Source organism: Caulobacter sp. D5, assembly GCF_003185805.1.
Classification (GTDB): domain Bacteria; phylum Pseudomonadota; class Alphaproteobacteria; order Caulobacterales; family Caulobacteraceae; genus Caulobacter.
The window spans coordinates 1-22,015 of record NZ_QHJY01000193.1 but is presented as its reverse complement, the minus strand read 5'-3'; the positions used below and the strand labels follow the sequence as shown (position 1 = coordinate 22,015).

Sequence of the window (22,015 nt, the reverse complement as noted above, 5' to 3'; positions counted from 1 at the left end):
TGAGAGACCCCTCACCCGACCTCGCTTCGCGAGGCCACCCTCTCCCGCAAGGGGAGAGGGATCAGAGAATGAGCCCCATCGCGATGTCGTCCTCGAACGTCCCGTCCGGGAACCGTCCGCGCTTCTCCAGCCGCCCCTCCACCCGAAACCCCAGCCGCTCGTAAAGCCGGATCGCGCCCGCGTTTCCGGCGCCGGTTCCCAGTTCTACGCGCACGATCGGCGGCTCCATCGCCCGCGCCGCGGCGAACAGCGCCTGGAACAGGGCCGAGCCGACGCCCCTGCCCCGCCAGTCGGGATGCACCGCCACGGTCAGGTCCGACAGCACGTGCGAGAACAGCTTCACCGGTATGCGGACGGCGTGGATCTCGCCGATGACGACGCCGCCTTCGTCCACCGCCACCAGGCCCACGCCGTCGGCCAGGGCCTCGTGCAGGATCCGGTCGATATAGGCGTCGGTGATCTCCTCCGGCTGGCGCGCAATGCCTCCCGGCATGGCGGCCGTGGCGCGATGGACGGCGGCGACCGGGATCGCGTCGTAAGCGCGGGTCGGGCGGATCGAGAAGCTCATCCGTCCCTCTGGAAAGGATAGAAGCCGCCGCCAAGGTCGAGGATCCCGGTCAGCTCGTCCAGGGCCTCGCGGCTTTCGACGAGGAGAGATGGGTCGGCGAGGTCGGCCGGCGCCAGACGGTCGCGGTAGCGGCGCGCGCCCCAGTCGGCCAGGCGCTCATGCAGGACCGCGTCGAAGCGCTGGGCGGGGTTGGCGGCGGCCAGTTCGCCTTCGGTCAGCACCACGCGCAGCCGCAGGCAGGCCGGGCCGCCGCCGTTGCGCATGCTCTGGCGGACGTCGGCGTATTCCACCCGGCCGATCGGACCGTTGGAGGCGACCAGCCCCTCGGCCACCGCGCGGGCGCGGGGATTGTCACGCGTCTCGCCGGGGGCCAGCAGCACCAGGCGGTCCTCGCCGGGCAGGACCAGAAGCTGGGAGTTGAAGAGATAGCTCTTCACCAGATCCTCGATCGGCAGGTCGGCCTCGGAGACCTCGATGAACACCGGCTCGAACAGGCCCTCGGCGGCGCGGCGCACTTCGCCCTCCATGGCGGCGCGATCCTCGAAGGCGGTCTCGTGGTAGAACAGGGTCTCGCGGGTGCCGACGCAGACCACGTCGTTGTGGAAGGCCCCGCCGGCGATGGCGCGGCGGCCCTGGCGAGGGAAGACGGCGCGGGCGGCGGCGTGGCGGCGCTGGATCGCCTCGAACGCCTCGCGGGTTTGGCGGGCCGGATAGGCGCCGCTCCAGTGCTCCCAGGCCTCGCGGCCCCAGACGAACAGGTTGACGCCGCTCGCCCCGTGGTCGGCGCAGAGCCGCACGTGATTGGCCGCGCCCTCGTCGGCGAAGTGCGGCTGGCCCGGCAGCGGGTCGTGGACGGCGAAGCGGGCCGCGTCCGGGAACAGCCGGCGTAACGACCGGGCGGTCTGCGGCCCTTCCAGGCTGCGGTGCAGATTGGTCAGCAGGTTGGCGGGCGTGAAGTGCGCGCGGCCGTCGCCCGCATCGGCGCTGGGCGTCACCGTGGCGGCGTTGGCGGCCCACATCGGCGAGGCCGAGCAGGCGGCGGCGGCCAGGGCCGGGGCGGTCTTCCAGGCGCTCTCGATGACGGCGGCGTCGGAGCCCGTGAACCCGATCGCCTTCAGGAAACCGACGTCCGGCCGCTCGTGCGGCGGCAGCACGAATTGCGGCACGCCCCAGTCGGCCAGCCGCCGCATCTTCGACAGCCCTTCCAGCACCGCCGCGCGTGGGTCGGACACCTGGCCGGCGTTGACCTGGCTGGCGATGTTGCCGGGCGACAGGCCGACATAGGAGTGGGTCGGCCCCACGAGGCCGTCGCAATTGGCCTCGAAAGCGGTCACGGGCGCAGGCCCTTGATGTCGGCCGTGGTGTCGAGCACCGCCCCGGCCTCGAAACTGGCCACCGGATAGGCGCAGTAGTCGGCGGCGTAATAGGCGCTGGGCCGATGGTTGCCCGAGGCCCCCAGGCCGCCGAACGGCATGGTTCCGGCAGCCCCAGTGGTCGGGCGGTTGAGGTTGACGACCCCGGCCCGGATCCGCGCCAGGAAGCGGTCCCAAAGGGCCGGGTTCTCGGTCACGAGACCCGCCGACAGGCCGTAGCGGGTGGCGTTGGCGGCGACGAGCGCCTCGTCGAACGAAGCCACGCGGCGCACCTGCAGGATCGGCGCGAAGATCTCGTCGTCGGGCACATCGACGCCCGTGACGTCGATCAGGCCCGGCGACACGAAGGCGCCCGAGAGGCCTTCGACGCGGCCGGGCTCCAGCAGGCGATTGCCTTCTATGCGGCCGGCGGCGGCCAGGGCGTGGCCGGCGGCGCGTTCGGAGATCAGGGGGCCCATGAACGGCTCCTCGCCGTTCCAGGGACCGATCGACAGCTTTGGAACCAGGGCCAGCACGGCCTCGATGATCGCCTCTCCCTCCGAACCGTCCGGAATGATCAGTCGGCGGGCGCAGGAACAGCGCTGGCCGGTGGTGATGAAGGCCGACTGCGCCACCAGGGCCGCGACGGCGGTCGGATCGCCGGCCTGCCAGGCCACCAGCGGATTGTTGCCGCCCAGCTCCAGGGCCAGGATCACGTCGGGCCGATCGGCGAAGTGGCGGCGGAAGAAGGTCCCCGCCTGGGCCGAGCCGGTGAACAGCAGGCCGTCGATCTCCTGGTCGATCAGGGCCTGGCCGACCTCGCGCCCGCCCTGCACCAGATTGAGGACGCCGGCGGGCAAGCCGGCCGCCTCCAGCGCCTCGACCAGCAACTGGCCGGCCAGGGGTGTCTCTTCGGAGGGCTTGAAGACCACGGTGTCGCCGGCCAGCAGGGCCGGCACGATGTGGCCGTTGGGCAGATGGCCCGGGAAGTTGAACGGCCCCAGCACCGCCATCACGCCATGCGGGCGGTGGCGCAGCACGGCCCGGCCGAAGGGCATGGCGTTTTCCGCCACGCCCGTGCGCTCGTCATAGGCCTTGATCGAGGCGTCGACCTTGCCGGCCATGGAGCCGATCTCGGCCTTGGTCTCCCACAGCGCCTTGCCGGTCTCGCGGCTCAGGGCCTCGGCGTAGGCCGCGGTCCGCTCGACGAGCACCTCCTTGTAGCGCCGCAGGATGGCGATCCGCTCCTCGCGCGGCAGGTCGGCCCAGGGATGGAAGGCCTTGCGGGCCGCAGCGACGGCCGCCTCGACGTCGGCCGACGAGGCCGTCGCCGCGCGCCAGACCACCTCGCCGGTCGCGGGGTCGGTGGAGACCGCTTCCGGTCCCTGCCCGCTCTTCCAGATCCCGTCGATAAACACGCCGCTCATGCCTTCACCCGCACATGATCGCCTTCGCCAACGCCAAGAGCATCAGCCGCCTCGCGATCCAGGATCGCCGCCTCGCCGTCGATCAGCACGGCCGCCCGCACTGCCCGGAAGCGGGCGACGTCGGTGGTCGAGATCAGGGCCTCCTCGCCGAACGCATCCTCGCCGATCTTCACCCGCAGGCGGCGGGCGTCGCGCACCGTGCGGATGTCGTCACGCGGCGCGGCCACCGTCGGACCGGCGTCGAACAGGTCCACGAGGCCCTGGTAGCGGAAACCCTCGCGTTCCAGCATGGCCCGGGCGGCCTCGCCGTCGCGGTGCACCTTGCCGATCACGTCGCGCGCGGCCGGGGCCAGCAGCTCGGTATAGATCGGGTGACGGGGCGCCAGGTCGAGGATGAACTGGCCGTTGGTCGAGGCGCTCATCAGGTCGGCCTGGTCGAAGTCCAGCCGGAAGAACTTGCTGGCCGCGTGCTCCCAGAACGGGCACGAGCCGTCCTCGTCGAACCAGCCGCGCAGCTCGGCCAGCACCATCTCGGCGAAGCGCTGCGGCTCGATGCCGATCAGCATGTAGCGCGACTGGGCCAGCAGCCGCCCGGCCCCGCCCTTGCGCTTCTCGGGCCGCAGGAACAGCGAACCGACCTCCGACCAGCCGGCGCATTCGTTCACCAGCACCAGGGCCTTGTGGTCGAAGCGCATCTCCAGCACCGGCGACGACTGGGCCAGGGTCACGACCCGGAACGAGAAGAACGGCCGCTTGAGGCCGACGCTGGCCTTGACGCCTGCGACGCCGTCGATGACGCCGCTCTCCAGGTCCTCCAGCATCAGGGTGTACCAGGCCTCGGGCGGCGCGACCCCAGCCTGGAAACTGGCCTCGGACAGGGCCAGGCGTTCGCGCAGGGTCGGCTCGTCCTCGGGCAGGCTGGTGAAGCCCCGCCCCGACAGCACGGCCAGCTCCATCAGGGAGTCGAAATCCGCCGAACCGGCGGGACGGACGACGAGCATTCAGAGGGTCTCCGGTACGGCGGCCATGGCCGCGCGGATCGCGTGGGCGTCGATATCGCCGCTCGCGAGCTTGATCAGGGTGAGGGCCGAAAGCTGGGCGCGCTCGACGAAGCTGGCGGGCCAGGCGTGCTCGGCCTCGCTGTGGATGTCGCCGCCGCGCACGCCCAGGCTATCGATGTTGGGCAGGCCCGAGGCGAAGAGGTTGTTGCCTTCGCAGACGCCTCCGGACGGTTTCCAGGCGATGTCCTGGCCCAGCAGCGCGCCGACCTCTTTCACGGCGCCGAACAGCCGCTCCTGGGCGGCGTTGAACGGCTTGGCGCCGCGGGTGATGCGGCCGTGCAGATGGGCGTGCAAGCCGTCGGCCGAAGTGGAGGCGACAATGTCGGCGATCTCGCCCTCCAGCCAGGCGGCGTCGGCGGCCGAGGGGAAGCGGACATTGAAACGCAGCACGGCGATGTCGGGCACCATGTTCAGCGGCGAGCCGCCGTCGATCTTGGCGATGTTCAGGGTGACGCCCTCGCGGCGGCCGTTGAGGGCGTGCAGGGCCTGAGCCAGGCGCGCGGCCTCCATCACCGCGTTGCGGCCCGAGGCGAAGTCGCGGCCGGCATGGGCGGCGCGGCCGTGGACCACGACATGGAAATTGCCCGATCCCTTGCGCACGCTGGCCAGCGCCCCGTCGGCCAGGGCCGGCTCGTAGGTCAGGCCCACATGGCCCAGCCGCGCGAAGTCGGCCAGCACCGGGGCCGAGGCGATCGAGCCGATCTCCTCGTCCGGCGACAGCAGCACGCGGTAGCCGAGATTGGCTGCGTTGGGATGGCGCTCAAAGGCCTCCAGCGCCGCCAGCATCACCGAGATCCCGCCCTTCATGTCGGCGATCCCTGGCCCGTGCAGCGCGCCGTCGGGACGGGTCGAAACGGTCTGGAAGGCCGAGGTCTCGGGATAGACGGTGTCGTAGTGGCCGGTCAGCACGACCTGCACCGGCGCCTCGGGACGCACGACGACGGCGATGGCGGGGGGATGGAGTTGCGCGACCTCGCGGCCGTCCGCGGCGATCTCGGGCGAGGCGGTCAGCGGGATCTCGGTCGGGGCGGCGGGCAGCGCCGAGAAGGCTTCGGCAAGAACCTGCCGCTGCCGCTCCAGGCCCGCGATGTGACGGCTGCCCGAGTTGATGGCGCACCAGGCCACGGCCCGGTCGATGATCCGCGGGCCGTCGGCCGCCAAACTCCCCAGGACAGCCCGATCTTCGTCGTCGATCCGCATGGATTCGCTGTCTCCCTTGACCAGAGCCTAGTCCAAGGGCCGCGGGCAAAACGTTGTTTCCTTTGGCGAGGAAACCGCAGGCCCGCGCAACAGCCTTGCTCTACCGATAGTTCTTTCGCCATTTCACCGAAAGCTTGGCGTCGCCGTCGCCGCCCAGGCGCGAGACCAGCGACAGCGCCCGGCGGATCCGCCATTCGACCTGCGCCGCCGGCCCTTCGCGGCCGCCGCCGATGATCTCCACATAGACGTCGTCGGTGACGTACTTGCCGCCCGACACGGTCATGCCCGTCGTGCCCTCGGCGAAGGCCAGGCGGTCGAGGCGGGCGAAGCTGCGCAGGTTGCCGATGACGTCGAAGCCGCCGCCGCCGGCCAGCGACGCCAGGGCCGAGGCCAGCTGGGCCGCCTCGATCGGCGACAGCTGGGCGGCCGACGATCCGAACAGCACCTGCGACAGCACCTCGTCCTGCGGCAGTTCCGGCGTCGAGGTCAGGGTGATCTCCGGCTTGGCGGCCGTGCCCGAGATCTTGATGACGGCGGTCAGGGCGTCGTCCTCGCGGGTGGCGGTCAGGTCCAGCCGGATGCGTTCCAGCTGGGTGGCCAGGCGCACGACGCCGTCGTCGTCGAACTCGAAGCGCTTGCCGGCGAAGTCGTACTCGCCGCGCACCACGCGGGCCACGCCATCGAGGCTAGGGCTGGCCGTGGTGCCGCCGACATGGGCGTCGAGCGACAGTTCGACGTCCAGCCCCCTGCCCTTCACGAAGATCCGCCGCGGCGCCTTCAGGGTGACGTCCAGCGCCATGCCGGAATCGGCCCGCCGCTGGCGGACCTCGACGCCCTGGACCAGGTCCTGCGGACGGTTGCGCTCGATGACGTCCATCGAGACGACGCCGGCCGGGGTCTTGGACTGGGCCGAGACGTCGGCGCGATCGATGGTCAGGGCCCCGGTCAGCTTCACCTTGCCGGCGGAGTCGCGGTTGATCGTCGTCTGGCCGGTGGCGGACGCTTTCGCCAACTCGTTGTCGATGACCTGGAAGTTCTTCATGTCGAGGCGGAAGCTGCCGACGCCGTCGCGCGCCAGGCTGATCCGGCCCGCGCCCGACACCGTGCCGCCCCGGCCGTCCGCGCCCTGGGCCTGGCTGACGTCGATGGCGTTGTCGGCCAGGGCCAGGGTGATGGCGACGTCCTGCAGGCGCAGGCCCGTCTGGCCGTCCTCGAACTTGCCGCCGGTCAGGGCGGCGCGACCGATCAGGCGCGGGTCGGCCAAGGTGCCGGCCAGCGAGCCCTCGGCGTCGATCTTCCCCGACAGGCCGCGCTCGGGACCGATCAGCAGGTCCCACAGCGGCTTGATCTCGCCCTGGGCCAGGAACCGGCCCTGCACCGCGCGGCGGCGGTCGATGGCCAGGCGGAACGGCTTGGCCGAGGCCTCGGTCGGCAGGGTCAGGTCGGCCTCGGCCTTGAGGCCCTGGGGGTTGGAGCCGCTGGCCTTGATGGTCATCACCCGGTCGCGCAGGTCGCCATGGATCGTGGCGTCCAGCGACTGGTTCTCCTTGGCCCCGCGCTCGCGAGCGCCCGACAGGTTGGCGTCGAGCTCGCCGTCCAGCGCCTCGCCCTGGCCCCGCATCGAAACCCGGGCGTCGATGCGGCCGGCCAGATCGGGATTGAGCGCTGTCAGGCTGACGCCCACCAGGTCGGCGCGCAGATTGGCCAGCTCGCCGCCGATATCGAGATCAAGGTCGGCGCGGCCGTCGCCGAGGTTCAGGCGCAGGCTGCTGGTGGTGCGCGCACCGCCGAAGCGGATCTGGGCGGACTCGCGGGTCGAGATCTCGGTCCGGGCCATGCGGCCCTTGGCGTCGAGGGTCAGCAGATAGTCGTCGGCCTGCTGGGCCAGCACGCCGGTCCCGGCCAGGTTCCAGCGGCCGGCCGGCGCCTCGCCGCGGGCGTCGAGGGTCAGCGGCAGGCGGCTCATCGGGCCGTTGGCCTTGATAGTGGCGGTGCGCAGCTTCCAGGCGCCGCCGGCGACGTCCTGGGCGACGAGATCCAGCGTGGCGTTCGGCCCGCCGGGCGCGTCGACCAGCTTGACAGCGCCCTTGACCGAGCCCTGGGCCAGGAAGGCGCCGGGGCCGACGGCCACGGTCAGGTCGGCGGTCGCGGGACGGCCGTCGCGCAAGCTGGCGCCGCCCACGGCCTTGAGGCCGCCGGCGTCGATGTCGAGATCGGAAAGCTCCAGCCCGCCCGGCGCGAACCGGAAGGCGGTCTTGCCGCGCGCCGGTCCGTACTGGCTGGTGGCCTGCAGGGACGCCGTTCCGTCGCCGCCGTCGGGCAGCTTGGCGAAGGTCAGGGCCAACTTGGCGTCCTTCAGCGGCAGGCGCGGCAGGTCGATGCTGTCGAAGGCGGCCTTGAGGTCGGCGCGAGGCGCGGTCAGGGTCCCGGTGATCGCGCCGTCGCCCGAGGCCTTGCCGCTGATCTCCACCGGCCCGGCGCCGAACGGCCCTTCGGCCGACCAGTCGAGCTTGAAGGCCAGGTTGTTGCCGGGCGTCATGACCCCCGAGGCCTTGGCGCGGGCCGAGGCGCCGTCGAGCTTGGCGTCGGCGACCGACAGCTTGCCGTTGTCCCAGGCCGCGCGGGCGCTGAGCTTGGGCGCGGCGCCGAGCAGGCGGTCGAGTTCGGAAAGACCCGTGGCGAAGCCGGCGCCCTTGGCGTCGGCGGTGAAGTTCCAGGGCTTGTTGCGGGCCTGGCTGGCCGACCACTTGATGTCGGCCGCGCCCTTCATGCCCGGACGGATCGGGGCCAGGGAGGCGACCTTGGCCGAGCCGTCGAACGACAGCCCGCCGAGCAGGCCGCGCTCGCCCTTGCCGTCGACGACGATGTTGGGGGCGACGATCTTGGCGTGCTTGATCAGGAAACGGCCGTCCTTCAGCCGTGCGCCCTCGAACTCGGCCTTGGGCGAGCGCCCCAGCGGCGCCAGCAGGCCCTCGCCCGCCCCGCCCTCGGTGGTGGCCGAGGCGCGGATGGTCAGTTCGCCCTTCTTCCACCCGACGAAGGCCGGGCCGCGGGCCCGCGCCAGGCGGTAGCCGAGCAGTTCCAGATTGGCGACGTCGGCAGGCCCCTCGACCGAGAAGCCGCCGTCGCCCAGCTTGAAGACGCCCTGCGCCTTGGCCGCGCCCATCTTGGGGATCGGGGTGATCTTGGAGAGATCCTTGACCGAGGCCGAGAAGGTCACCCCTTCGGGCGCGGTGCGGCGCTGGCTGAGGTCGGCCAGGCCCTTGGCGTCGAGGGTCAGGTTCGGCGCGCGCAGCTTCAGGGACAGATCGGTCGAGGCCCCGGCCCTGCGGCCGACGAGATCGACGTCCACCGCCGCGCCGAACATCCGCTCGTAGAGGTCGGTGTGGCTGGAGACCGAAAGATCGACATGACCGCTGGCCGAACCGCCCTGAGCCGTCCACGCGCCGCCGGCCCGCAGGGGAACGGTGTCTCCAGTCTGGGCGCGCACGGTGAAGGCGCCGGCCTGGGTGGTGCCGTTGGCCTTGGCGTCGAGCAGGAACGGACGGTCGGCGGGCAAACCGAGGCTGCCGGCCAGGGCGCCGCCCTTGGCCTCGCGCCCCGTGGCGGTCAGCAGCAGGGTCTGGTCACGGCCCAGGTCGAAGACGAGGTCGAGGTGATCGCCCGGATGCAGCCGGCTGGCGGCCGACAACCGCCCGGCCTGGCCGCCGGCCCGCGCCATCTCGAACGCCCCGGAGACGTCGAAGTCGCCCGCCACGTTGCTGAACGCCGGCCGCGAGACCAGGCGCAGCCTGAAGGCGTCGAGATCGACCGAGACCGGCGCGGCGCTGGACTTACCCTTGGGACCTAGCGTCGGGCGGCGCACCAGCGTCACCTGGCGGGCCTCGATGCTGTCGGCATGGAAGCGGCGCCACCACAGCTCGCGCGGCCGCCAGACCACGTGCAGGTCGGCGCCCTCCAGCCAGACGCCCTTCTCGTCGGAGATGGTCAGCCGGCGCACGCCGAAGTCACGCCAGATGTCACCCGACAGGCCCTCGATCTTCAGCGTGCCGATGCGGCCAAGCTTGAGGCCGCTGGTGCGGGCTTCGAGGAAGGCGCGCCCTTGCGGCGTGATCACGCCGTAGCGCACCACGCCCAGAAACAGGGCGACGATCGCCACCAGGGTCACCGAGACGATGATCAGCCAGCCGGGCCCGCCGATGCGGCGCGCGACCTTGACCGCGGCTTCGGCGACCTGTTCGACAGGCTCTGGCGGCGGTGCGGCGTCGGTCAAAAGCTCTGCCCGATGCTGAGATAGATCTGGAAAGCCGGGTCGCCCTTGCGCTTTTCGAGCGGCACGGCGAAGTCGGCGCGGATGGGGCCAAAGCCCAGGTCGTAGCGCACGCCGAAGCCGACGCCGGCGCTGAAGTCGTCGGCGCTGGGCGTGGGCTCGACGCCCACGGCGCCGGCGTCGAGGAAGAACACCCCGCCCCAACGCTCGGTGAATCGGTGGCGGACTTCGAGGGAGGCCTCGAACAGCGACAGGCCGCCTTGCGGGGTGTTGTCCGACAGGCGCGGGCCGATGGCCTGGTAGGAATAGCCGCGCACCGAGCCGCCGCCGCCGGAATAGAAGCGCCGCGAGGCCGGCACTTCGGGCATGGTGCCGCCCAGCATGGCGCCCAGCTTCAGCCGGCCGGCCAGCACCGTCTTGGCGTTCTCGCCGAACGGGATGTAGGCCGCGCCCTGGGCCTGGGTGCGGATGTAGACCAGACTGGTGTCGCCGGTGATCGCCGTCGGCTCGGCCCGGGCCTCGATCCGCCACCCCTGCTTGGGATCGAGGATGTTGTCCGAGTGATCCCAGGCGTAGGCGGCCAGGGTGGTGAAAGTCGCCAGATTCAGCCGCTGGCCCACCGTGCCGCCGTTGGCCGAGGTCAGTTCCGTGGTCTGCGAAAGATCGAACGACACGCCGTAGGTCTGGTAGCGCGTGGCCTGCAGCCGGCGCGTCAGGTCGGCGCTGATGGTGGCGCCGGTTTCGTCATAGGCGTCGGTCGTCTCGCCGAACACCTTGCTGGTCAGCTTCAGGGTCTGCTGCGGCCGGCCCCAGTGCGGCAGAGCCACCGAGCCCTCCAGGCTCTTTTCCAGCTTGGCCACCTGGGTGGTGATGGTCGTGGTGTCGGCCCGGCGCAAGCGGTTGTAGCGGATCCATTTGACGTCGACGCCGGGGCCTTCGCTGGTCGAATAGCCGGCGCCGAGTTCCAGCGTGCGCGAGGCGCGGTCGGCCAGGGTCACCTGGATCGGCCGCAAGCCGTTCTCCAGCGCCTTGTCCTTGGGGGCCAGGGCCACCGAGACCGTGTCGTAGACGCCGGTGTCGCGCAGCCGGCGCTCCAGCTCGGCGACGTCCTCGGGATCGTAGACGTCGCCCTCCTTCCAGGGCGCGAGGCGACGCAGCCAGACGATGTTGGTGCGGCCCTTGGTCGAAAGCTCGACGCCGTCGACCTTCACCAGCTCGCCAGACGCGATGACGAAGGTCGGGCGCACGGTGTGGTCGGCGTGGTCGACGATCACCTTGCGCGGATCGGCCATGGCGTCGGCGTAGCCCAGCTTCTGGACCTGGGCGACGGCTCGGCCCTCGGCCCCGAGCACCTCGGCGGCGCGGCCGGCCGAGCCCTCGGTCAGGCCCAGCACCGAGAAGGCGCGCTCGCGCACGCCCTCGTCCGGCGGCTCGCCCGACCAGTCGATGCGGGGATCGGCGAAGACGAACAGCGGCCCGGGCGTGACCTTGACCACCCCTCGGGGAGGATCCCCCTCGGTGACGTCGGGCTCGACGACATAGGCGTAGTAGCCCTCTGCCCGCAGCACGGCCACGGCGTCGTCGGCGGCGTCGCGGGCGCGGCGGCGGGCTTCGGAGCGGCTTCCTGGGGGAGCATCGGATTCGGTCAAGGCGCGCTGGATCGCCTCGCGCAGGGCGCGATCCTCGACGCCCGTAATGGTCGCCGATGGTTCGTCCGCATGCGCCTGGGCCGCGAAGGCCGCCATGATGGCGGCCAGGCCCAGGACTGTCGTCTTACGCACCAAGCTTCGTCCCCGCGCGGAGCGCCCCCAGGCCTCGTGTAGTCGGGCGCTTCACGCCTGTCACGCCGCGAAATGCTGCGAGGGCGAACGATGGCGCCTTCTCAGGCCCGGCAATTGGCGCCCAAATGATGAGCAGTCGTGCGCATTGGCGCGGCGGAGCGCGAAATCCGCCGCGAACCTTTTCGAGGCGTTCTAGGTTTCCATCGACCAGCGCCGCTTCGGCGCGGGTCCAAGAGACGGACAACCAAGGTGGATACAGGCGTGGCGGCGAAAATACAGAGCCTGGACGAAGCCCCCAACCTGCCGATGACGGGGGCGGCCTATCTGCCCGGCGTGGCGTACGACGAAATGTTCGCTCCGGGCGGCGAGGTGCGCGGCCACTACGCCCCGCTGCAGTCGCGGATGGCGACCCTGGGCGCCTCGGCCCTGGCCGATCGCCAGAAGACCCTCGAGCGCTCGTTCCTGCTGCAGGGCATCACCTTCACCGTCTACGGCGCGGGCAGCGCGACCGAGCGGATCATCCCCACCGATCTCTTTCCGCGAATCATCCCGGCGGCCGAATGGGCCAAGATCGAGTCGGGCCTGACCCAGCGCCTGCTGGCGCTGAACATGTTCCTCGCCGACATCTACGGCGAGCAGAAGATCCTGATGGACGGGGTGGTGCCCCGCGACCTGGTGCTGGGCGCGCCCTCGTACCGGCGCGAGATGCAGAACCTCTACGTGCCGCACAAGTCGTACGCCAATGTCTGCGGCAGCGACCTGATCCGCGGCCAGGACGGCCAGTTCGCCGTGCTGGAGGACAATCTGCGCGTCCCCTCGGGCGTCTCCTACATGCTGGCCAACCGCGACGCGGCCAAGCGCACCTTCCCGGGCACCTACCGCGAGGCCGGCGTTCGCCCGGTCGAGCGCTATCCCGACCTGCTGCTGGCCACGCTGAAGAGCATGAGCGCCGACTGGCGGTCCGATCCCCAGGTCGTGGTGCTGACGCCCGGCGTCTACAACAGCGCCTATTACGAGCACGCCTACCTGGCCCGCCTGATGGGCGTGCCGCTGGTCGAGGGCCGCGACCTCGTGGTGCACGACAACATGGTCTACATGCGCACCACCACCGGCCTGCGCCGGGTGGACGTGATCTATCGCCGGGTCGACGACGACTTCATCGACCCCCTCACCTTCCGTCGGGATTCGTCGCTGGGCGCGGCGGGCCTGTTCAACGCCTATCGCGCCGGCAACGTGGTGATCTGCAACGCCCCTGGCACGGGCGTGGCCGACGACAAGGCCGTCTACGCCTTCGTGCCGGACATCATCCGCTACTACCTCGGCGAAGACCCGATCCTGCCCAACATCGAGACCTATCTCTGTCGTGAGAAGAGCCAGCTCAGCCACGTGCTGGCCAATCTCGACAAGCTGGTGGTCAAGGCCGTGGGCGCCTCGGGCGGCTACGGCATGCTGGTGGGGCCGCACGCCAGCGCCCAGGAGCGCGCCGAGTTCGCCGAAGCGCTGAAGGCCGACCCCGGCAACTACATCGCCCAGCCGACCATCCAGCTGTCGACCGCGCCGTGCCTCGTGGACGGCCGCATCGAACCACGCCACGTCGATCTGCGGCCCTTCATCCTGTCGGGCGAGAAGACGATCGTGACCCCCGGCGCCCTCACCCGCGTGGCGCTGAAGCGCGGCTCGCTGGTGGTTAATTCCAGCCAGGGCGGCGGTTCCAAGGACACCTGGGTGCTGGCCGAGGAGAACGGCCATTCCAACGGAAACGGCAACGGCCACTCCAACGGTCACAAGGGGAACGGCCAATGATGCTCGCTCTCCCGAAGTTTAAGAGGTCGCTCGCATGATGCTCGCTCGGGTCGCCGACAGCCTCTACTGGCTGGGCCGCTATATCGAGCGCGCCGAACACCTGTCGCGGCTGTCCAGCGTGATGCTGAACGCCACGCTCGACCAGACCGATTCCGGCGTCCAGGCGGTGTGGATCGCCCTCTCGGCCGTCGGCGACAGCGAGACCGGCAAGGTCTCGCCCTACGACGCCGCCCTGGCCCTGGTGCTCGACCGCTCGGACCCCAATTCGGTGGTCTCGTCCCTGACCATGGCCCGCGAGAACGCCCGCCAGGTGCGCGACCAGATCACTACCGAGACCTGGGAGCGGCTGAACGTCCTCTACCTGCGGGTCACCGACCCCAACGCCGAGGCCGAGTTCGCCGACAACTCGGTGGCCTTCCTGCACGACGTCATCGCCGACGTGCACCTGTTCAAGGGCGCGGCCGACGCCACCATGAGCCACGGCGAAAGCTGGCGGTTCATGATGCTGGGCATGTACCTGGAGCGGGCGCAGCTGGTCTCCAGCCTGCTGGAGGTGTGCTTCGCCCCCGCCCCCGGCCGCGAGATCAACGACCACTTGGCGCTGGTCAGCCTGCTGCGCATGGCCTGCGCCCTGGAGCCGTACCTGCGGGTCTACACCGCCGAGATCGAGCCCCGGCACATCCTGGAGTTCCTGGTCTTCGACGAGGACTTCCCGCGCTCGATCCGGTTCGCCACCTCGCGCATCGAGGAGCACCTGGCCACCCTGGCCCGCCACGTCGAGGCCGCCGGCCGCGCGGCGCCCGAGCGCCTGGCCGGCAAGCTGAAGGCCCGCCTGCAGTTCGCCGACGTCGACGAGCTCGAGGCCGGCGGGGCCGGCTCTCTGCTGACCGCCGTGGTCAACGAGTGCGCCCGCATCCACGAAGCCATCTACGAAACCTTCGTCTCCTATCCCCTCGAACTGCGACTGCCGGCCTGATCCCATGCTGCTCGAAATCCGCCACGTCACCCAGTACCACTACGAGCGGCCGGTCCGCGAAAGCCTGATGGAGCTGTGGATGCAGCCCCAGAAGGGCGCGCGCCAGCGGCTGGTCAGCTTTGAGCTGGACATCGATCCGGCCGGCCAGCTGTTCTCCTACGCCGACAGCTTCGGCAACGCGGTCTATCACTTCGACGTGCCCCAGCCGCACGACCGCCTGACCATCATCGCCCGCTCGGCGGTGGAGACCGAACGCGCCGCCGACCTGCCCGACAAGCTCGACACCGGCGAGTGGGACCGCCTGCGCAGCGAGTTCGTGCGCGGCGAATGCTTCGACTTCCTGCGCCCGCACGGCTTCGTGCAGACGACCGAGGCGCTGCTGGCGTTCATCGCCAAGCACGACCTGGAAGACCTGCGCCGGCAGGACCCCCTGACGGCCCTGAAGCGGCTGAACGAGACCCTCTACCAGTCGTTCGGCTACCAGCCGGGCGTCACCGACGCCGACAGCCCGATCGACCTGGCCCTGGAGGCCGGCAGCGGCGTCTGCCAGGACTTCGCCCACATCATGCTGGCCATCTGCCGCAGCTGGGGCCTGCCCGCGCGCTACGTCTCGGGCTATCTGTTCACCGACCGCGACGCCGGCGATCGCTCCGATCCCGACGCCACCCACGCCTGGATCGAGGTGTTCCTGCCCAGCCTGCGCTGGGTGGGGTTCGATCCGACCAACAACTGCCTGACGGGCGAGCGTCACGTGGCCGTGGCCGTCGGCCGTGACTATGCCGACGTCACCCCCTCGCGCGGGGTCTACAAGGGCGACGCCGAGAGCCATCTGGCGGTGGGCGTCACCGTGCGCCGGGCCCGCGCGGCCCTGGCCGAGCCGGAGTTCCTGCGCCTGGCCAAACCCGCCGCCTTCGGCGGCCGCCGCCGCGGCGACGCCGCCGCGGTCCATCAGGACCAGCAGCGTCAGCAGCAACAACAACAGCAGCAGTAGTAAGCAGGCCTAGATCCTCCCCCTCTGGGGGAGGTGGCCCGGAGGGCCGGAGGGGGTCAGCGCGACCTCAAGCGCCCTCCCCCCTCAGTCGTTCGCGACAGCTCCCCCAGAGGGGGAGGATCTGGTGACTTAAGCCGCGTAGACGTGGCTCTTGGCGGCTGCGACCTTCACCGTGCCGACGAAGCGGTCGGCGTCGGCGCGCGAGGCGGCGATCTCGATGCGGGCGCCGCCGGTCAGCACCGCGTCGACGCGCACCAAGGCGCCCTGGACATTGACCCGCTCGACCTTGGCCTCGACGCCGTCGTCGGCCAGCACGAAATCATGCGGACGGACGAAGGCCTCGGCCGCGCCGTCGGCGAGGCCGGGCGCCGGCAGGGTCAGGCCGCCGGCGACGAAGCGTCCGCCCTCGACCTTACCCGTGAAGCGGCTGGATTCGCCGACGAAGCCGCAGACGAAGGCCGAGACCGGATTGTCGTGCACCTCGCGCGGGGTGCCGATCTGCTCGATCTTGCCCTTGTTGAGGATGGCGACGCGGTCGGCCAGTTCCAGGGCTTCTTCCTGGTCGTGGGTGACGAAGATGGTGGTGACGCCGGTGGCGTCGTGCACGCGGCGCAGTTCCTTGCGCAGCGACTTGCGGACCGTCGCATCGAGGGCGCCGAACGGCTCGTCCAGCAGCAGCACGCTGGGCTGCACGGCCAGGGCGCGCGACAGGGCCACGCGCTGGCGCTGCCCGCCCGACAGCTGCGAGGGATAGCGGCCGCCCAGGCCGTCCAGCTCGACCAGCTTCAGCAGCTCGTCGACGCGTCGGGCGATCTCGGCCTTTGGCGGCTTGTCCTTGCCCTTGCGCACATCGAGGCCGAACGCGATGTTCTTGGCCACGGTCATGTGCTTGAACAGCGCATACTGCTGGAAGACGAAGCCCACCCGGCGCGCGGCGGCCGAGGCGTAGGTCACGTCGTTGTCGTGGAACAGCACCTGGCCGCTGTCGGGGAATTCCAGGCCGGCGATGGCGCGCAGCAGCGTGGTCTTGCCCGAGCCCGACGGCCCCAGCAGCGCCAGCAGTTCGCCGTCGGCGATCTCGAGGTCGACATTGTTCAGCGCCGGGTAGCGGCCGAACTGCTTCTGGACGGAACGGATGGAGATGGTCATGGCGGCGTTCCGTTAGTGGCCGCCCCGGCGCACGGCCGGTTGGGCGACTTCGAGGGCGGTCTTGAGCACGAGGGTGACGATGGCCAGCAGGCAGAGCAGCGCGGCGACCGCGAAGGCCCCCACGAAATCGTACTCGTTGTAGAGGATCTCGACGTGCAGCGGCATGGTGTTGGTCAGGCCGCGGATGTGGCCGCTGACCACCGACACGGCGCCGAACTCGCCCATGGCGCGGGCGTTGCACAGCAGCACGCCGTAGAGCAGGCCCCAGCGCACATTGGGCGTGGTGATCCGCCAGAAGGTGTAGAGGCCCGAGGCGCCCATCGAGATGGCGGCCTCCTCCTCGCTGACGCCCTGTTCCTGCATCAGCGGGATCAGCTCGCGGGCGACGAACGGGAAGGTCACGAAGATCGTGGCCAGCACGATGCCCGGCACCGCGAAGATCACTTTCATGTCGTGGTCCAGCAGCCATTCGCCAAACCACCCCTGCAGGCCGAACACCAGCACGTAGATCAGGCCGGCCACGACCGGCGACACCGAGAACGGCAGGTCGATCAGGGTGATCAGGAACGCCTTGCCCGGGAAGTCGTGCTTGGCCACGGCCCAGGCGGCGCAGAGGCCGAAGACCACGTTGAACGGCACGGTGATCGCCGCCGTGATCAGGGTCAGCTTGACCGCCGCCAGGGCGTCCGCGTGGGCGATGGCGTCGATGGCCACGGCCAGGCCCTTGCGCAGGGCCTCGGCGAAGACGGCGGCCAGCGGCAGGATCAGGACCAGCGCCAGGAAGGCCGCGACGACGGCCAGGACCAGCGCCTTGACCCAGGTCGGATCCTCGGTGGGGTGACGGGCGCGGGCCATCAGACGAACCTCCGCGAGTAGGCCTGGATGGCGTTGATCACCAGCAGCATCAGGAACGAGACCACCAGCATGACCACGGCGATGGTCGCGGCCTGGGCGTACTGGAACTGCTCCAGCTGGATGATGATCAGCAGCGGCGCGATCTCGGACTTGTAGGGCATGTTGCCGGCGATGAAGATCACCGAGCCGTACTCGCCGACCCCGCGGGCGAAGGCCATGGCGAAGCCGGTCAGCCAGGCGGGACCGAGGGCCGGCAGGATCACCCGCCAGATCGTGGCCAGGCGCCCGGCGCCCAGGCTGGCGGCGGCTTCCTCGACGTCGGCCGACAGGTCGCGCATCACCGGCTCGATGGTGCGGACCACGAACGGCAGGCCGATGAACACCAGGGCGATGGTCACGCCGATCGGGTTGTAGGCGGCCTTGATGCCCAGCGGCGTCAGGAACTGCCCGACCCAGCCGTTGGGGGCGTAGAGGGTGGCCAGGGCGATGCCGGCCACGGCGGTCGGCAGGGCGAACGGCAGGTCGACCAGGGCGTTGAGCACGGTCTTGCCGGGAAACTCGTAGCGAACCATCGCCCAGGCGGTCAGCACGCCGAACACGCCGTTGACGACGGCCGCGACCAGGGCCGCGCCGAAGGTCAGGCGATAGGCGGCGAGCGCCCGCTGCGAAAAGGCGGCGGCCAGGAACTCGCTCGGCGACAGCTCGGCGGCCTTCAGGGCCACGGCCGACAGCGGAATCAGCACGATCAGCGACAGGACCGACAGGGTCACGCCCAGGGTCAGGCCGAAACCGGGAATGGCCGAACGACGGCGGAACAAGGGACGGCGCGCCGCGACGGGGCGTTGCGCGGCGGGGGAATCGGCGGTCATCGTCTGATCGTCGTCCTGGATCCGTCTGCGGCCGAAGGCCTTGGAAGATAAGAATGCGCCAGCCATCCTCCCGGCGCCGGCGCGGCGTCAAGCTGGACCGCTTAAATCCCCACCACCTCTGTGGGGTCAATTGAGATTTAGCGGGCGAACCCCGCAGAAAATCTGTCTCGCCGTCACCCTGCCCCCGCGCCTCGAAACCGAGAAGCGAAATCGGTGGGCCGCTCAACCGTCACCAGACAAGTTCCACAATGTGAAGCCGTAACGCAATTTATGGGAAATGTGTTGCGCCTTTTGGCCGTCGTGCGAAGATCGCCGCAACAAAGTTCAAGATCCCTTTGGGGGGAAATCATGCCTCGTCGCTTCCGCAGGGCCGCCATGCTGGCGTCCGCCGCCGCCTCGCTGCTGGCGCTTCCCGCCCTCGCCGCGCCCCGCCAGGCCGAACGCCTCGACCGGGGCCTGGTCGCCGCCCCCGCCATCGACGGCGGCGTGCTGGTGTCCTGGCGGCTCAGCGGCGACGACGCCCTGGGCCTGGCCTTCAACCTCTATCGCGACGGCAAGAAGCTGAACGCCAAACCGCTCGCCTTCGCCACCAACTTCGTCGACAAGACCGGCGTCGCCGGCTCGCATTACAGCCTCAAGACCGTGATCAAGGGCAAGGAAGTCGCCCTGGCCGGCGAGACCGCCGCCCTGAAGGACGGCTTCCTGACCATCCCGCTGCAGAAGCCGCCCGGCGGCGTCACCCCGGACGGCCAGGCCTACGAGTACACCGCCAATGACGCCAGCGTCGGCGACCTGGACGGCGACGGCCGCTACGAGATCGTCCTCAAGTGGGATCCGACCAACTCCAAGGACAACGCCTTCGCCGGCTACACCGGCCCGGTGCTGCTGGACGCCTACACCCTGGACGGCAAGCGCCTGTGGCGCATCGACCTGGGCCGCAACATCCGCGCCGGCGCGCACTACACCCAGTTCCAGGTCTTCGACTATGACGGCGACGGCCGGGCCGAGATCGCCGTGCGCACCTCCGACGGCACGGTGGACGGGACCGGCAAGGTGCTGGGCGACCCGAACGCCGACTGGCGCGAAGGCCCGGAAGAGCGGCCGACCAACGACAAGACCGGCGCCGAGATCAAGCCCGACGGCACCAAGGTGGCCAAGCTCACCGGACGTATCCTCAAGGGTCCCGAGTTCCTGACCGTGTTCGACGGCCGCACGGGCGCGGCGCTCGATTCGGTCCGCTTCGCCGCCCCGCGCGACCCGACCACCGACCAGCCGACCGCCGAGCAGATGACCAAGCTCTGGGGCGACGGCTACGCCAACCGCTCCGACCGCTTCCTGGCCGGCACCGCCTATCTCGACGGCCAGCGGCCCAGCATCGTCATGGGCCGCGGCTACTACGCCCGCACCACGGTCAGCGCCTGGGACTTCCGCGACGGCAAGATCGTCCAGCGCTGGGTGTTCGACAGCGCCGCCCCCGGCGTGCCGGAAGGCTTCGGCGGCCAGGGCAACCACCAGCTGGCGGTGGCCGACGTCGACGGCGACGGCCGCGACGAGGTCGTCTACGGCTCGATGGCGATCGACGACGACGGCAAGCCGCTGTGGACCGCCAAGCTCTATCACGGCGACACCCTGCACCTGGGCGATCTGGACCCGACCCGTCCGGGCCTGGAGCGCTTCGGCGTCAACGAGAGCCCGAAGATGAACGGCGGCGTCGGCTCGGCCATGGTCGACGCCAGGACCGGCGAAGTGCTTTGGACCACGCCGACGCAGAGCGACACCGGCCGAGGCGTGGCCTTCGACATCGATCCGCGCTTCCCCGGCGCCGAGGCCTGGGCCAGCAATTCCGACGTGCTCTACACCGTGAAGGGCAAGCCGATCGAAGGCGTGAAGCATCCGCGCCAGACCAATTTCGGCATCTGGTGGGACGGCGACGAACTGCGCGAGCTGCTCGACAAGAACCAGATCTCCAAGTGGGACTGGACCACGGGCCAGGCCAAGGTGCTGTTCACCGCCGAAGGCATGCTGTCGAACAACGGCACCAAGGCCACCCCGACCCTGTCGGCCGACATCCTGGGCGACTGGCGCGAGGAGCTGATCCTGCGTTCGGAAGACAACACCTTCCTGCGGATCTACGTCACGCCCTATCCGACCGACCGCCGCCTGGTGACCCTGATGCACGATCCGGTCTATCGCGCCGGGATCGCCTGGCAGAACACCGCCTACAACCAGCCGCCGCATACCAGCTTCTTCCTGGGTAACGGCATGAAGAACCCGGAACGTCCGGACATCGCCATCGTGAAGGTGAAGCCGTGAAGAACGCCCTGATCGGCCTGGCGACCGCCTTCGCCATCGCCCTGCCCGCCTTCGCCCCCTCCGCGCTGGCCCAAACGCCGGCCGCCGAGCCGCCGCGCGAGTGGATCGACAAGGACACCGGCCACCGCGTCGTGCGCCTGTCGGACGAGCCGGGTTCGAGCAGCCTTTACTTCAACTTCAACGGCTACACGCCCCAGGGCGACAAGCTGGTGATCTCCACGCCCAAGGGCCTCAGCACGGTCGACCTGGCCACCCGCAAGCTGGCGCCGCTGGTCGAGGAGAACGGCAAGTTCCTGTTCGTCGGCCGCAAGACGCGCTCGGCCTATTTCATCGTCACCGAGGGCGAGACCCGCGTGGTCAAGGCCGTCGATATCGACAGCAAAAAGGTCCGGATCGTCGCCACGTTCGACCGCGGCGACATCCAGACGATCAACGCCGACGAGACCCTGCTGGGCGGGGTGGTGGTGAGCGATCCCAAGATCGAGACCCGCCCCGACGGCGTGCTCAAGCGCGACAACCGCTATGACCAGGCCGCCTACGCCGCCAACGGTCCGGACGGCAAGCCCCTGCCCTTCGCCGAGGCCAAGGAGGTGCGGCTGAACGAGCGGCTCGATTCGAAGATCCCGATGGAGATGTTCGTCATCGACCTGCGCACCGGCCAGAAGCGCGTGGTGCACGCAGCCACCGACTGGCTGAACCACCTGCAGTTCTCGCCGACCGACCCGAACCTCTTGATGTTCTGCCACGAGGGTCCCTGGCACAAGGTCGACCGCCTGTGGCTGCTGCGCACCGACGAGGCGAACGCCAAGCCGGTGAAGATCCACACCCGCACCATGAACATGGAGATCGCCGGGCACGAATGGTTCAGCGCCGACGGCAAGACCGTCTGGTACGACCTGCAGACCCCGCGCGGCGAGGACTTCTGGGTGGCCGGCTACGAGATCGCCACCGGCAAGCGCACCTGGTACCACGTCGAGCGCAACGCCTGGTCGGTGCACTTCAATTCCAGCCCCGACGGCAAGCTGTTCGCCGGCGACGGCGGCGACGCCGAGATGGTCGCCCACGCGCCGGACGGAAAGTGGCTGTACCTGATGCATCCGCGGGGCATCCCGGACGTCGCCGGCATCCACGCCCCCGACTCCGAGCACCTGATCCGCCCGGGCGTCATCGACGCCGAGCGCCTGGTCAACATGAGCGGCCACGACTACCGCCTGGAGCCGAACGTCAACTTCACGCCCGACGGCAAATGGCTGGTGTTCCGCTCCAACATGCATGGCGGCCAGCAGGTCTATGCGGTGGAGCTGGCGAAACCCGCCTCCGCCCAGTGAGGCCATTCCAAAATCCGTAAAACCCCCGCGAAAGCGGGGGCCCAGGCTTTTTCTGAAACGCACGGCGCTCGA

Annotated in this window: 15 protein-coding genes; 5 read left to right on the top strand and 10 right to left on the bottom strand. The window is 70.2% G+C overall.

The genetic code is table 11. The features are described 5' to 3' along the window. Positions 1 to 61 precede the first annotated feature (61 nt). The 7 genes from DMC18_RS13720 to DMC18_RS13690 form a co-directional block, all read right to left on the bottom strand. Positions 62 to 568: a GNAT family N-acetyltransferase gene (locus tag DMC18_RS13720; RefSeq protein WP_110122110.1), complete on the bottom strand. Its 507-nt coding sequence runs from the start codon at positions 566 to 568 to the stop codon at positions 62 to 64. Next, a complete protein-coding gene (locus tag DMC18_RS13715; protein WP_110122109.1) occupies positions 565 to 1,902 on the bottom strand; it encodes an N-succinylarginine dihydrolase in 1,338 nt (445 codons plus the stop codon). The genes DMC18_RS13720 and DMC18_RS13715 overlap by 4 nt, the downstream gene beginning before the upstream one ends. After that, complete coding sequence (gene astD, locus DMC18_RS13710) at positions 1,899 to 3,347, bottom strand: succinylglutamate-semialdehyde dehydrogenase (protein ID WP_110122108.1); 1,449 nt, start codon at positions 3,345 to 3,347, stop codon at positions 1,899 to 1,901. The genes DMC18_RS13715 and astD overlap by 4 nt, the downstream gene beginning before the upstream one ends. Then, positions 3,344 to 4,348, bottom strand: coding sequence for an arginine N-succinyltransferase (locus DMC18_RS13705; protein ID WP_110122107.1), 1,005 nt, complete (start codon positions 4,346 to 4,348; stop codon positions 3,344 to 3,346). Before DMC18_RS13705 ends, astD begins: the two co-directional genes overlap by 4 nt. Beyond that, positions 4,349 to 5,608, bottom strand: coding sequence for a hydrolase (locus DMC18_RS13700; RefSeq protein WP_110122106.1), 1,260 nt, complete (start codon positions 5,606 to 5,608; stop codon positions 4,349 to 4,351). A gap of 100 nt (positions 5,609 to 5,708) precedes the next feature. Continuing rightward, positions 5,709 to 9,881 carry a translocation/assembly module TamB domain-containing protein gene (locus tag DMC18_RS13695; protein ID WP_110122105.1) on the bottom strand — a complete coding sequence of 1,391 codons (4,173 nt, stop codon included), beginning with the start codon at positions 9,879 to 9,881 and terminating at the stop codon, positions 5,709 to 5,711. Then, positions 9,878 to 11,623, bottom strand: coding sequence for an autotransporter assembly complex family protein (locus DMC18_RS13690; protein WP_110122117.1), 1,746 nt, complete (start codon positions 11,621 to 11,623; stop codon positions 9,878 to 9,880). Before DMC18_RS13690 ends, DMC18_RS13695 begins: the two co-directional genes overlap by 4 nt. Positions 11,624 to 11,920: 297 nt before the next feature. On the opposite strand from DMC18_RS13690, the gene DMC18_RS13685 reads away from it, so the two are divergent. From DMC18_RS13685 to DMC18_RS13675, 3 genes are read left to right on the top strand one after another with little or no spacing between them, the layout of a single operon-like run. Then, positions 11,921 to 13,462, top strand: a complete 1,542-nt coding sequence (locus tag DMC18_RS13685; RefSeq protein ID WP_110122104.1) for a circularly permuted type 2 ATP-grasp protein — start codon at positions 11,921 to 11,923, stop codon at positions 13,460 to 13,462. A gap of 34 nt (positions 13,463 to 13,496) precedes the next feature. After that, a complete protein-coding gene (locus tag DMC18_RS13680; RefSeq protein ID WP_110122103.1) occupies positions 13,497 to 14,438 on the top strand; it encodes an alpha-E domain-containing protein in 942 nt (313 codons plus the stop codon). A 4-nt stretch (positions 14,439 to 14,442) separates the two neighbouring features. Then, positions 14,443 to 15,429, top strand: a complete 987-nt coding sequence (locus tag DMC18_RS13675; RefSeq protein ID WP_110133014.1) for a transglutaminase family protein — start codon at positions 14,443 to 14,445, stop codon at positions 15,427 to 15,429. 129 nt (positions 15,430 to 15,558) lie between these two features. On the opposite strand, the gene DMC18_RS13670 is transcribed toward DMC18_RS13675, so the two are convergent. The 3 genes from DMC18_RS13670 to cysT are packed head-to-tail and all read right to left on the bottom strand — an operon-like array spanning position 15,559 to position 18,302. Beyond that, on the bottom strand, positions 15,559 to 16,578 hold the full coding sequence (locus DMC18_RS13670; RefSeq protein WP_110118595.1) for a sulfate/molybdate ABC transporter ATP-binding protein: 1,020 nt from the start codon (positions 16,576 to 16,578) through the stop codon (positions 15,559 to 15,561). Positions 16,579 to 16,590: 12 nt separating this feature from the next. After that, on the bottom strand, positions 16,591 to 17,433 hold the full coding sequence (cysW, locus tag DMC18_RS13665) for a sulfate ABC transporter permease subunit CysW (protein WP_110118594.1): 843 nt from the start codon (positions 17,431 to 17,433) through the stop codon (positions 16,591 to 16,593). Next, positions 17,433 to 18,302, bottom strand: a complete 870-nt coding sequence (gene cysT, locus DMC18_RS13660; protein ID WP_110118593.1) for a sulfate ABC transporter permease subunit CysT — start codon at positions 18,300 to 18,302, stop codon at positions 17,433 to 17,435. The genes cysW and cysT overlap by 1 nt, the downstream gene beginning before the upstream one ends. Before the next feature lie 348 nt (positions 18,303 to 18,650). Here cysT and DMC18_RS13655 point away from each other — a divergent pair, with 348 nt between their 5' ends. Next, complete coding sequence (locus tag DMC18_RS13655; protein WP_110118592.1) at positions 18,651 to 20,615, top strand: rhamnogalacturonan lyase; 1,965 nt, start codon at positions 18,651 to 18,653, stop codon at positions 20,613 to 20,615. Further along, entirely contained in the window at positions 20,612 to 21,943 is a 1,332-nt protein-coding gene (locus DMC18_RS13650) for an oligogalacturonate lyase family protein (protein ID WP_110118591.1), read from the top strand. Before DMC18_RS13655 ends, DMC18_RS13650 begins: the two co-directional genes overlap by 4 nt. Positions 21,944 to 22,015 lie beyond the last annotated feature (72 nt).